General features: G+C 71.2%; 10 protein-coding genes. 7 read left to right on the top strand and 3 right to left on the bottom strand.

Annotated elements, in window-relative coordinates; all coding sequences use genetic code 11:
- Positions 1–34: 34 nt before the first annotated feature.
- Both meaB and ACW4TU_RS13130 read right to left on the bottom strand, forming a co-directional pair.
- Positions 35–991: a methylmalonyl Co-A mutase-associated GTPase MeaB gene (meaB, locus tag ACW4TU_RS13125; RefSeq protein WP_457427782.1), complete on the bottom strand. Its 957-nt coding sequence runs from the start codon at positions 989–991 to the stop codon at positions 35–37.
- Between the two features lie 56 nt (positions 992–1,047).
- Positions 1,048–2,250: an acetyl-CoA C-acetyltransferase gene (locus ACW4TU_RS13130; protein WP_457427784.1), complete on the bottom strand. Its 1,203-nt coding sequence runs from the start codon at positions 2,248–2,250 to the stop codon at positions 1,048–1,050.
- 148 nt (positions 2,251–2,398) lie between these two features.
- Between ACW4TU_RS13130 and mce the strand changes: the two genes are divergently transcribed.
- The 7 genes from mce (at position 2,399) to ACW4TU_RS13165 (ending at position 12,280) form a co-directional block, all read left to right on the top strand.
- Entirely contained in the window at positions 2,399–2,839 is a 441-nt protein-coding gene (mce, locus tag ACW4TU_RS13135) for a methylmalonyl-CoA epimerase (RefSeq protein ID WP_457427786.1), read from the top strand.
- 244 nt (positions 2,840–3,083) lie between these two features.
- A complete protein-coding gene (gene scy, locus ACW4TU_RS13140) occupies positions 3,084–6,932 on the top strand; it encodes a polarized growth protein Scy (RefSeq protein ID WP_457427788.1) in 3,849 nt (1,282 codons plus the stop codon).
- 194 nt (positions 6,933–7,126) lie between these two features.
- A complete protein-coding gene (locus tag ACW4TU_RS13145; RefSeq protein ID WP_457427790.1) occupies positions 7,127–8,065 on the top strand; it encodes a coiled-coil domain-containing protein in 939 nt (312 codons plus the stop codon).
- Positions 8,066–8,261: 196 nt separating this feature from the next.
- Entirely contained in the window at positions 8,262–9,257 is a 996-nt protein-coding gene (locus tag ACW4TU_RS13150; RefSeq protein WP_457427792.1) for an ABC transporter ATP-binding protein, read from the top strand.
- The gene (locus tag ACW4TU_RS13155) at positions 9,254–10,024 is read left to right on the top strand and encodes an ABC transporter permease (RefSeq protein WP_457427794.1); all 771 of its coding nucleotides are present in this window, start codon (positions 9,254–9,256) and stop codon (positions 10,022–10,024) included. The genes ACW4TU_RS13150 and ACW4TU_RS13155 overlap by 4 nt, the downstream gene beginning before the upstream one ends.
- A 169-nt stretch (positions 10,025–10,193) precedes the next feature.
- The gene (locus ACW4TU_RS13160; protein WP_457427796.1) at positions 10,194–11,423 is read left to right on the top strand and encodes an ABC transporter ATP-binding protein; all 1,230 of its coding nucleotides are present in this window, start codon (positions 10,194–10,196) and stop codon (positions 11,421–11,423) included.
- Positions 11,420–12,280, top strand: coding sequence for an ABC transporter permease (locus ACW4TU_RS13165; protein ID WP_457427798.1), 861 nt, complete (start codon positions 11,420–11,422; stop codon positions 12,278–12,280). Before ACW4TU_RS13160 ends, ACW4TU_RS13165 begins: the two co-directional genes overlap by 4 nt.
- 52 nt (positions 12,281–12,332) lie before the next feature.
- Here ACW4TU_RS13165 and ACW4TU_RS13170 read toward each other — a convergent pair whose 3' ends face one another.
- Entirely contained in the window at positions 12,333–12,668 is a 336-nt protein-coding gene (locus ACW4TU_RS13170) for an ATP/GTP-binding protein (protein WP_457427800.1), read from the bottom strand.
- Positions 12,669–12,936: the final 268 nt, after the last annotated feature.

Here is a 12,936-nt window from a genome sequence, read left to right on the forward strand (position 1 = left end):
TGGGGGCTACCGCCCCCGGACCCCCGCATCGGCCTCACCCGTCCGTCAGCCCCGCGACCAGTTCGTCCGCCGCCCCGTAGGGATCAAGCTCCCCCGCCACGATCCGCTCCGCCAGCGCATCCAACCGCCGGTCGCCGCGCAGGTCGCCGATGCGTTCGCGGAGGGTGGTGACGGCGATCGTCTCGACCTCGTGGGACGCGCGGGCACGGCGGCGCTCGGTGAGGACGCCGTGCTCCTCCATCCACGCGCGGTGCTTCTCCAGGGCCTCCACCAGCTCGTCGATGCCCTCCGACCGCGACGCGACCGTCTTCACGATCGGGGGGCGCCAGTCGCCGGGTGCTCTGGACTGACCGAGGCCCAGCATGTGGTTCAGCTCGCGGGCGGTGGAGTGCGCGCCGTCCCGGTCCGCCTTGTTGACCACGTACACGTCACCGATCTCCAGGATTCCCGCCTTGGCCGCCTGGATGCCGTCGCCCATCCCCGGCGCGAGGAGCACCACGCTGGTGTCGGCCTGCGCGGCGATCTCCACCTCGGACTGGCCCACGCCCACCGTCTCGACCAGGATCACGTCGCAGCCCGCCGCGTCCAGCACGCGGATCGCCTGCGGGGCGGCCCAGGCCAGGCCGCCGAGGTGGCCCCGGGTCGCCATCGAGCGGATGTAGACGCCCGGGTCGGACGCGTGGTCCGACATCCGCACCCGGTCGCCGAGCAGCGCGCCGCCGGAGAACGGCGACGACGGGTCGACGGCGAGTACGCCGACCCGCCTGCCCTGCCGCCGGTACGCCGTGACCAGCGCCGACGTCGACGTCGACTTGCCGACGCCCGGCGATCCCGTCAGGCCGACCACGTACGCGTTGCCCGCCAGCGGGGCCAGCGCGGCCATGACCTCGCGGAGTTGTCCGGACGCCCCCTCCACCAGGGAGATCAGCCGGGCCACGGCCCGCGGTCGGCCTTCTCTGGCCTGGGCCACCAGCGTGGGGACGTCCTGCATCACGACTCCGTTCCGATCTCAGACGTACGAGCCGTACCGGCCGGCCTCGCGACCGCCTACGCCCTGGGTACCCGAACGATCAGCGCGTCACCCTGGCCGCCGCCCCCGCACAGGGCCGCCGCGCCCACGCCGCCGCCGCGCCGCTTCAGTTCCAGGGCCAGGTGCAGGACGAGCCGTGCGCCGGACATCCCGATGGGGTGGCCCAGGGCAATCGCACCGCCGTTGACGTTCACCCGTTCCGAGGACACCCCGAGGTCCTTGATTGACTGGACCGCGACCGCCGCGAAGGCCTCGTTGATCTCGATCAGGTCAAGATCCTCGACCCCCAGGCCCTCCTTCTCGAGGGCGTGCAGGATGGCGTTTGAGGGCTGGGACTGGAGGGAGTTGTCCGGGCCCGCCACATTGCCGTGGGCACCGATCTCCGCGATCCACTCCAGGCCGAGTTCCTCCGCCTTCGCCCTGCTCATGACCACCACGGCCGCCGCGCCGTCCGAGATCTGCGACGACGTGCCGGCCGTGATCGTGCCGTCCTTCGTGAACGCCGGGCGCAGCTTGCCCAGCGACTCCGCCGTCGTCTCCGCCCGGATGCCCTCGTCCTGGCTGAAAACGATCGGTTCGCCCTTGCGCTGCGGGATCTCCACCGGAGTGATCTCCGCCTCGAAGACGCCGTTCTTCTGGGCCGCCGCCGCGCGCTGGTGGGAGAGGGCCCCGATCTCGTCCTGCTCGGGGCGCAGAAGGCCCAGACGCGTGTTGTGCTTCTCCGTCGACTCGCCCATGGCGATGTTCTCGAAGGCGTCGGTGAGACCGTCGTACGCCATCGCGTCGAGCATCTCGATCGCGCCGTACTTGTAGCCCTCACGGGACTTGGGCAGCAGGTGAGGGGCGTTCGTCATCGATTCCTGGCCACCGGCCACGATCACGTCGAACTCGCCGGCGCGGATCAGCTGGTCCGCCAGGGCGATCGCGTCCAGGCCCGACAGACACACCTTGTTGATGGTCAGCGCCGGGACGTTCATCGGGATGCCGGCCTTGACCGCGGCCTGGCGGGCCGGGATCTGGCCGGCGCCGGCCTGGAGGACCTGGCCCATGATCACGTACTGCACCTGGTCGCCACCGATACCCGCACGGTCGAGGGCGGCCTTGATCGCGAAGCCGCCGAGGTCGGCTCCGGAGAAGGTCTTCAGCGAGCCCAGCAACCGTCCCATGGGCGTACGTGCGCCCGCGACGATCACCGAGGTACTGCTGTTCGTTCCTGACATGAGGTGCGATCCCCTTTCAGCTGGGGAGCTGAGGAGTGTGAACGAGGGTTTACTAGGAATGTACTGAGCGGTAGTCCCGTCGTCATCGGGCCGTCGGTGTGATCGCGCGCACGTTGCGTAACCGCCTCCGGAGCGCTGCACTGACATCATGCTGACGCGAATCGACCACATCGGGATCGCCTGTTTCGACCTCGACACGACTGTCGAGTTCTACCGGGCCACGTACGGCTTCGAGGTGTACCACTCCGAGGTCAACGAGGAGCAGGGCGTGCGCGAGGCCATGCTGAAGATCAACAACACGGACGACGGCGGCGCCTCCTACCTCCAGCTCCTGGAGCCGACCCGCGAGGACTCCGCCGTGGGCAAGTGGCTCGCCAAGAACGGGGAGGGAGTGCACCACATCGCTTTCGGTACGGCAGATGTGGACGGGGACGCCGCGGACGTCCGCAGCAAGGGCGTACGCGTTCTGTACGAGGAGCCTCGGCGCGGCTCCATGGGGTCCCGGATCACTTTTCTGCACCCCAAGGATTGCCACGGAGTACTGACAGAACTGGTCACTTCGGCGGCTGTTGAGTCACCTGAGCACTGACCCTCGTACATATGGGCCGGTAGGGTTGGGGACGGCCGCTGCCGTGTTGTCGGGGAGCGGCCCGGATCCCGGTGTGTGGAGGTGCGGGATCCGAGGGCCGGGGTACAGGTTTCGGGGGCCGAGGGCGAGGGCGGGAGACCGTGCTTCGCCGTTGATCTGACACCATTCCCCGGGGGCCCCGTCCGGCGGATGGACGTGGCTCGTTCGGAGAAGGTTGCGACCAGGGGACGGATGGGACCGCGCAGTGCGGGGCTACGAACGCCAGGAGCGAGAGCCGGCGGCTGACGTCGACCACCTCTCTCGGTTCGAGGCCGAGATGGAGCGGCTGAAGACCGAGCGGGAAAAGGCGATTCAGCACGCCGAGGACCTCGGCTACCAGGTCGAGGTGCTGCGCGCCAAGCTTCACGAGGCGCGCCGCACCCTCATGTCCCGGCCCGCCTATGACGGCGGTGACATCGGCTATCAGGCCGAGCAGTTGCTGCGGAACGCCCAGATCCAGGCGGACCAGCTGCGCCAGGACGCCGAGCGCGAGATGTCCCAGGCGCGCGCCCAGACGCAGCGCATCCTGCAGGAGCACGCCGAACAGGCTGCCCGGTTGCAGGCCGAGCTGCATCAGGAGGCGGTCACCCGGCGCCAGCAGCTCGATCAGGAGCTGGCCGAGCGGCGGCAGACCGTCGAGTCGCACGTCAACGAGAACGTGGCGTGGGCCGAGCAGCTGCGGGCCCGCAGCGAGTCCCAGGCGCGCCGGCTCGTCGACGAGTCGCGCGCCGAGGCCGAGCAGGCGCTGGCCGCCGCCCGCGCCGAGGCCGAGCGGGTCGCGAACGAGGCCAGGCAGCGGCTGCAGAGCGAGGGCGAGTCCGCCCGTGCGGAGGCCGACCAGCTGCTGCGCCGGGCGCGTGCCGAGGCGGAGCGCCTCCTGAACAGCGCGACCTCCGAGGCCCGTGAGGCCGCCGACCACGCCGAGCAGCTGCGCACCTCCACGGTGACCGAGTCGGACAGCGCCCGCCGTCAGGCCACCGAGCTGAGCCGCGCCGCCGAGCAGCGGATGCAGGAGGCCGAGGCGGCCCTGCGGGAGGCGCGCGCGGAGGCCGAGAAGGTCCTCACCGAGGCGAAGGAGACTGCGACCAAGGCGATCTCCAGCGCCGAGTCGGCCAACGAGCAGCGCACCCGTACGGCGAAGGAGCAGGTCGCCCGGCTGGTCACCGAGGCCAGCCAGGAGGCCGAGGCCACCAAGGCGTCCGCCGAAGAGGTGGTCGCCGACGCCAGGGCCAAGGCCGAGAAGATCGTCGCCGAGGCCGAGGAGACGGCCCGCAGTCTCACCGCCGAGGAGACCGCCTCCCAGCTGGCCAAGGCGGCCCGCACCGCCGAGGACGTCCTGAACAAGGCGTCCGAGGAAGCGAAGTCGACCACCAGGGCGGCCACCGAGGAGGCCGAGCGCATCCGTGCCGAGGCCGAGGCCGAGGCGGACCGGCTGCGCGCCGAGGCGCACGACATCGCCACACAGCTCAAGGGCACGGCGAAGGACGACACCAAGGAGTACCGCGCCAAGACCGTCGAGCTCCAGGAGGAGGCCCGGCGGCTGCGCGGCGAGGCCGAACAGCTGCGCGCCGACGCGGTCGCCGAGGGCGAGCGCATCCGCGCGGAGGCGCGCCGTGAGGCCGTCCAGCAGATCGAGGAGGCGGCCAGGACCGCCGAGGAGCTCCTCGCCAAGGCGAAGGCGGACGCGGACGAGACGCGCCAGACCGCCCAGTCGGACAGCGAGAAGGTCCGTACGGAGGCCATCGAGCGCGCGACGACGCTGCGCCGGCAGGCCGAGGAGACCCTGGAGCGCACCCGCAAGGAGGCCGAGCGGCACCGCGCGGAGGCCGTCGAGCAGGCCGAGGGCATCGCGGCGGACGCCGACCGGGCCGCGCGCGAGCTGCGCGAGGAGACCGAGCGGGCCATAGAGGTCCGCCGCGACGAGGCCGCCGCCGAGCTCACCCGGCTGCACACCGAGGCCGAGGACCGGCTCACCGCCGCCGAGCAGGCGCTCACCGACGCCCGCGCGGAGGCCGACCGGAGCCGCCGCGAGGGGTCCGAGGAGGCGGAGCGGCTTCGTTCGGAGGCCGCCGAGCGCGTCCGCAGCCTCCAGGCGCAGGCCGACGCGGAGATCCAGCGGCTGCGCGACGAGGCGGCGGCGGACGCGTCCGCGTCCCGGGCGGAGGGCGAGGCCATCGCCGTACGCCTGCGGTCCGAGGCGGCGGCCGAGGCCGAGCGGCTGAAGACGGAGGCCCAGGACACCGCCGACCGGGTCCGGGCGGAGGCGCAGGCCGCTGCCGAGCGACTGGCGACGGAGGCGTCGGAGACGCTGGCCGCCGCCCAGGAGGAGGCCGCCCGGCGTCGCCGCGAGGCCGAGGAGACCCTCGGTTCCGCCCGCCAGGAGGCCGACCAGGAGCGTGAGCGGGCCCGCGAGCAGAGCGAGGAGCTGCTGGCGTCCGCGCGCAGGCGCGTGGAGGACGCCCAGGCCGAGGCCGTACGGCTGGTCGAGGAGGCGGACCGCCGGGCCAACGAGATGGTGTCGGCGGCCGAACAGCACGCCCAGCAGGTACGGGAGTCGGTGTCGGGGCTGCACGAGCAGGCCCAGGAGGAGATCCAGGGTCTGCGCTCCGCCGCCGAGCACGTCGCGGACCGGATGCGCCGCGAGGCGTCCGAGGAGTCGGACCGGGTCCGGGCCGACGCCTACTCCGAGCGGGAGCGGGCCTCGGAGGACGCGAGCCGGGTGCGGCGCGAGGCGGCGGAGGCGTCGGAGCACGCCAAGGCGCTCGCCGAGCGCACGGTGGGCGAGGCGATCGCCGAGGCGGAGCGGCTGCGTCAGGAAGCCGCCGCGCACGCCCAGCGGGTGCGTACCGAGGCGTCCGACACCATCGCGGGCGCCGAGCAGGACGCGGCGCGCAGCCGTGCGGAGGCGCGCGAGGACGCGAACCGGATCCGTTCGGACGCGGCGACGCAGGCCGACACGCTGATCACCGAGGTGACGGCGGAGGCGGAGCGCCTCACCGAGGAGACCAACGCCGAGGCGGAGCGGGTCCGGGCCGAATCCGTGGCCGCGGCCGAACAGCTGCTGTCGGAGGCGACCGGGGAAGCGGAGCGGCTGCGGGCCGAGGCCGCCGACACGGTCGGTTCGGCGCAGCAGCACGCGGAGCGGGTCCGTACCGAGGCGCAGCGGGTCAGGGCCGAGGCGGCGGCGGAGGCCGACCGGCTCATGTCGACCGCGCGCGACGAGGCCGACAACACGCTGGACGAGGCCCGCAAGGAGGCCAACAAGCGGCGCTCCGAGGCGGCCGAGCAGGTCGACACCCTCATCACGGAGACGGCCGCCGAGGCCGACAAGCTCCTGTCGGAGTCGCAGCAGGCGGCGCAGAAGACGACCGCGGAGGCGGAGGCGCAGGCCGACTCGATGGTGGGCGCGGCCCGCGCCGAGGCCGACCGCCTGCTGTCCCAGGCGACGGCGCGGGGCAACTCGACGGTGGAGAAGGCCCGTACGGACGCGGACGAGCTGCTCGTCGGCGCGCGCCGGGACGCCACCGCCATAAGGGAGCGCGCGGAGGAACTGCGCGACCGCATCACGGCCGAGATCGACAGTCTGCACGAGCGGGCCCGCCGTGAGGCCGCCGAGACCATGAGGTCGACCGGCGACCGCTGCGACGCGCTGATCAAGGCCGCCGAGGAGCAGCTCGTCAAGGCGGAGACGAAGGCCAGGGACCTGGTCTCGGAGGCCAGCTCCGAGGCGGGCAAGGTTCGCATCGCCGCCGTCAAGAAGGCCGAGGGGCTCCTGAAGGAGGCCGAGCAGAAGAAGGCCTCGCTGATCCGGGAGGCCGAGGAACTGCGGGCCGAGGCGATCCGCGAGGCGAAGGCCACGGTCGAGGAGGGCAAGCGCGAGCTCGAGATCCTCGTCCGGCGCCGCGAGGACATTCAGGCGGAGATTTCCCGTGTCCAGGACGTCCTGGAAGCGTTGGAGTCTTTTGAGGCCCCGTCGACGACCAAGGACGGCGGCGTCAAGGCGGGCGCTGCCGTCGGCGTGACTCGTTCGGGTGGCAAGTCGTCAGAGGGCTAGCAGGGAGGGTGCCTTGCGTGCGTTCTGTGAGGCTTTCCGGGGTCTTTGACCAATTCTTGGGCAAGCAGTCCGCCGGTTAGCCACTCAAAAGGGGTCTGATTCTCCATATCAATCGGGCTTCTGCTCTATGACACGCCGCTTGGCCCCCTAGGATTCCACCTATCACCTCACCGGTCTCATTCGACAGGAACCCCATGAGCGACACTTCCCCCTACGGCTTCGAGCTTGTGCGGCGTGGGTACGACCGCGCTCAGGTGGACGAACGCATCTCGAAGCTCGTCTCCGACCGTGACAGCGCTCTGGCTCGTATCACTGCTCTGGAAAAGCGCATCGAGGAGCTCCACCTCGAAACGCAGAACGCCCAGGCCCAGGTCAGCGACGCAGAGCCGTCGTACGCCGGTCTCGGCGCGCGTGTCGAGAAGATCCTCCGTCTCGCCGAGGAGGAAGCGAAGGACCTGCGCGAGGAGGCCCGTCGCGCGGCCGAGCAGCACCGTGAGCTCGCCGAGTCGGCGGCCCAGCAGGTGCGCAACGACGCAGAATCGTTCGCTGCGGACCGCAAGTCCAAGGCGGAGGACGAGGGCGTCCGGATCGTCGAGAAGGCCAAGAACGACGCTTCCCAGCTGCGTCAGGAGGCGACGAAGGACGCGCAGTCCAAGCGCGAGGAGGCGGACGCCCTCTTCGAGGAGACCCGCGCCAAGGCCGCTCAGGCCGCCGCGGACTTCGAGACGAACCTCGCCAAGCGCCGTGAGCAGTCGGAGCGCGACCTCGCGTCCCGTCAGGCCAAGGCCGAGAAGCGCCTCGCGGAGATCGAGCACCGCGCGGAGCAGCTCCGCCTGGAGGCCGAGAAGCTGCGCACGGACGCCGAGCGCCGCGCCCGCCAGACCGTCGAGACGGCCCAGCGCCAGGCCGAGGACATCGTGGCCGACGCGAACGCCAAGGCCGACCGGATCCGTTCGGAATCGGAGCGCGAGCTGGCGGCTCTCACCAACCGCCGCGACTCGATCAACGCCCAGCTGACGAACGTCCGCGAGATGCTCGCCACCCTGACAGGAGCCGCGGTCGCCGCCGCCGGCGCCCCGGTCGCGGACGACGAGCCGATCACCCGCGGGGTCCCGGCCCAGCAGTCCCGGTAGGCAGCAGGAACGGACGGTCGCGTAGACGGCTGTAGATGCCCGCACCTCTCTTCGGGGGTGCGGGCATCCGTCTTGGGGGCGCGGGGCTGTGACAACTGCGGCTCCGCCGCGTGGGCGCGACCGGCCCTCACACCAGGCCGCACCCGGCGCACGAGGCCAAGTGGCACCCCCTTACCCCTCCAACTAGCGTGGCCGCATGATCGAGCTAGAGGGGCTGACCAAGCGGTACGGCGAGAAGGTGGCGGTCAACCATCTGACCTTCACCGTCAGACCAGGCATCGTGACCGGCTTCCTGGGCCCCAACGGCGCCGGCAAGTCCACCACCATGCGGATGATGCTCGGCCTCGACCGCCCCACCGCCGGTGACGTCCGGATCGACGGTCAGCACTACGACCGGCTCAAGGACCCCGTCAAGTACATCGGCGCCCTCCTCGACGCCAAGGCCATGCACGGCGGCCGAAGCGCCTTCAACCACCTCCTCTGTCTCGCGCAGAGCAACGGCATCCCCCGCGCGCGGGTGCACGAGGTGCTGGACACCGTGGGGCTCACGGCGGTCGCCCGGAAGAAGGCGAAGGGGTTCTCGCTCGGCATGGGGCAGCGCCTCGGTATCGCGGGCGCGCTGCTCGGTGACCCGCGGATCCTGATGTTCGACGAGCCGGTCAACGGCCTCGACCCCGAGGGCATCCACTGGATCCGCAACCTGATGAAATCGCTGGCCTCCGAGGGCCGTACGGTCTTCGTCTCCTCGCACCTCATGAGCGAGATGGCGCTGACCGCCGACCACCTGGTCGTCATCGGGCAGGGCCGGCTGCTCGCCGACACCTCCATGGCGAACTTCATCGAGCAGAACTCGCGTTCGTACGTCCGTATCCGCTCCCCCCAGCGCGAACGGCTGCTCGATGTCCTGTACGCCGCCGGGATCACCGCGGTGCAGGCCGGCGGCGAGACGCTGGAGGTGGACGGCGGGAAGGCCGAGCGGATCGGTGAGCTCGCCGCGCAGCACCACCTCGTACTGCATGAGCTGAGCCCCCAGCAGGCATCCCTGGAGGAGGCGTTCATGCAGCTGACCGCCGAGTCGGTCGAGTACCACGCGCACTCCGGCACACCGGCCCCGTCCGGCCTCCCGGCCGGTCCCCCGCCCGGCTCCTCGGCGGGTGCCTGGGGCGACGGCTGGAAGGAAGGACGGTCATGACGGCCCTTCAGGTCACCCGCTCGGAGTGGACCAAGATCCGGTCGGTGGCGTCCACGGTGTGGACGCTCGGTCTCGCGGCCGTGGTGACGATCGCGCTAGGCGCGCTGATCTCGCTGCTCGTCAAGAACCAGTGGAGCGACCTCAGCGAGAACGACCGGCTGTCCTTCGATCCGACGTACACGAGTTTCGCGGGGATGAGTCTCGGACAGCTCGCGATGATCGTGTTCGGGGTGCTCGTCGTGTCGAACGAGTACAGCACCGGCATGATCCGCACCTCGCTGGCCGCCGTACCGCAGCGCGGGACGTTCCTCGCCGGCAAGCTCGCGGTGGCGGCCGGGCTCGCCTTCGCGGTCGGCGTCGTCACCAGCTTCGCCGCGTTCTTCCTCGGGCAGGCGATGCTGGGCGGCCATTCGACGTCCATCGGCGATCCGGGCGTGCTGCGCGCGGTCATCGGCGGGGCGCTCTACATGACGCTGATCGCCCTGTTCTCCATGGGCGTGGCCGCGATGCTGCGCAGCCCGATGCTGTCGCTGGGTGTGCTGATGCCGTTCTTCTTCCTGATCTCCAACATCCTGGGCGCCGTCTCGGCGACGAAGAAGGTCGCCCGCTATCTGCCCGACCAGGCCGGCAGCAAGATCATGCAGGTGGTCACCCCGATCGACGACGACACTCCGTACGGTCCCTGGGGCGGGCTCGCGATCATGCTGGCGTGGGTCGTCGTGGCCCTGCTCGGCGGGTATGTGCTGCTGAAGAAGCGGGACGCCTGAGCCCCGTCCCCTCATGTCTCCCCTCACGTTCCCCGCTCATCTCTACCTCGCGGTCATGGACCCGACATTTTTGCTGCTTCCTGGGGGGAACCGTCAGCGTCCGGATAAGCTCCTAACCCTTACGGGGGCGTGTGCCCTGCTGTCCTGAATTTTTCGGTGGGTGCGGAGCATGATCGAGGCAGTCGGCCTGACGAAGCGCTACGGCGACAAGACGGCCGTGTACAACCTTTCCTTCCAGGTGCGGCCGGGGTCCGTCACCGGCTTCCTAGGCCCCAACGGGTCCGGCAAGTCGACGACGATGAGGATGATCCTCGGCCTGGACCAGCCCACCTCGGGCCAGGTGACGATCGGCGGCTTCCCCTACCGCAAGCTGCCCAACGCCCCCCGCCAGGTCGGTGCGCTGCTCGACGCCAAGGCGGTGCACGGCGGCCGGTCGGCCCGCAGCCACCTGCTGTGCCTGGCCCAGCTGTCGGGCATCCCGGCGCGGCGGGTGGACGAGGTGCTCGGGGTCGTCGGGCTCCAGGACGTGGCCCGGAAGCGTTCCAAGGGGTTCTCGCTCGGTATGGGCCAGCGGCTCGGCATCGCCGCCGCGCTCCTCGGCGACCCCCAGGTGCTGCTCTTCGACGAGCCGGTCAACGGCCTCGACCCCGAGGGCATCCTCTGGGTGCGCAACCTGATGAAGGCGCTCGCCTCGGAGGGGCGGACCGTGTTCGTCTCGTCCCACCTGATGAGCGAGATGGCACTGACCGCCGACCACCTCATCGTGATCGGGCGCGGACAGCTGCTGTCCGACATGAGCGTGCGGGACTTCATCTCCACCAACTCGGCCGACTTCGCGCGCGTACGCACCCCGGAGACCGAGCCGCAGCAGCGCGAGAAGCTGACGGCGGCGCTGACCGAGGCGGGCGGGCAGGTGCTGCCCGAGCAGGACGGCGCGCTGCGCGTCATGGGCCTGCCGCTGCACCGCATCAGCGACCTCGCGCACACCGCCGACGTACGTCTGTGGGAGCTGTCGCCGCACCAGGCGTCGCTGGAGGAGGCGTACATGCGGATGACGCAGGGCGCCGTCGACTACCGCTCGACCGTCGACCAGCGGGCCGGGCTCCAGCAGCCGCTGCCGCCGGGCGCGCAGCCGCCGGTGCAGATGCCGGTCCCGGGGCAGGACCAGCCCGGCTGGTACGCCCCGCCGCCGCCCCAGCAGGGCGGCCGGCCGCCGTTCACGGACCCCGGACAGCACGGACAGCCCGCGGGGCCGTACGGCGCCCCTGGCGGCCCCGGTGCTCCCGTCGCTCCCGTCGAGGGTCTCGCGAACCCGTACGCGCAGCCCGCCCCCGCCCCTCAGCAGGCGCCCGCCGCTCCGGCCGCCCCCGCCCTGACCAAGCCCGAGGACGCCCGATGAGCACGCCCCAGCAGCCCCCGACGCAGCAGCTGGCACCACAGGCCGCGCCCAACTGGCAGGCGGCGTCCGGCACTTCGTACGCCCCCTACACCTCGCCGATCCCGGTCACGCGCACGCACCTCGGTCATGCCCTGGCCTCCGAGTGGACGAAGATCAAGTCGGTGCGCTCCACGTTGTGGACGCTCGGGGTCTTCCTGCTCCTCGTCATCGGCATCGGCCTGCTGGTCGCCGTGCAGACGACCGAGGAGGACTTCGGTGAAGTGCCGTACACCATCCCGGCGTTCTTCGGGCTGGTCCTCGGGCAGATCTGCCTGATCACGCTGGGCGTGCTGGTCATCTCGTCGGAGTACGGCACGGGCATGATCCGTACGACGTTCACCGCCTCGCCGCAGCGCCACCGGGTGCTCGCCGCCAAGCTGATCATCTTCTTCGGGGTCGCGTTCGTCGTGTCCGCGTTCGCGATCGGTCTCGTCGGCCTGGCGACCGAGTCGATGCACAACGGCGGTGCGGGCAAGCCGTGGGGCGGCACCGTCCTGATGGGCGCGCTGTACGTCTCGCTGCTCGGGGTGCTCGCCCTCGCGGTCGGCTCGATGCTGCGTCACTCGGCGGGCGCGATCACCGCGATGCTGGGCCTCGTGCTGGTGCCGGCGATCCTGCCCGCGTTCCTGATGCTGTCCGAGAGCATGCGGACGATCGGCGAGAAGATGATGGAGTACAACGCGCCCAACGCCCTCGCCAGGATCTTCCAGCTGGACAACGAGAACGGCAACGGCGGTGCCCAGCTCGGTCTGCTCGCCGGGTTGACCGCCGCGGCGATCGCCGGCGCCTTCGTGCTGCTGGACCGCCGGGACGTGTGATTCACCCGGACGCGTGAACTCCCCCGGCCGCCGGGCAGGTTCACGGACCCGGTCAGAACCTCGGTGCGTTACGGGACCGCTGCACCCGCGTGGTGCGGCGGTCCTTCGCGTTCCAGCACGCCTTGTGCCAGTGCCGCCGGTCGTCCACGCCCGTGTGCTCGGCCCACGCGACGACGTGCGGAACGCCGGACGGGATCAGCTGGTCACAGCCGGGGCAGCGGTACGTCTTGCCCTGGGCGCCGGCGCCCGCGACATGCCGGACGCTCCAGCTCTCGCCCTGCCAGCTCTCCGAGGACTGGAAGCCGCCGTAGCGGCCGGAATCGTCCTCGTCGGCGCTCCGGCCGAACGTGCCGCCGGGGTCTTGGGGTCGGTTGCGGCGCGGGGACACAGGACACCTCACGGGGCGGTTCAGGGGGCACGAGTCCCCTCCAGCCTACGCGGCGCGATCCGGGGTAGAAGTAGGTAACGGCGTCCGCGTCACCCCTCTCGAACGTCCTCGCGAACTCTCGATCTCCCGTCGGCTCGTCATCGGCACTCCGGCCCCCTCCGCCCGGCTGCTCGATTCTGCAGACAATCCGCCTATCTCTCCGCCAAGCCGTGACTTCGGCACGTGTCGAACGGTTATGCCGTGCGGGGGAGCTCCGTGTCGGGGCCTA

The organism is Streptomyces kryoterrae (assembly GCF_054072135.1).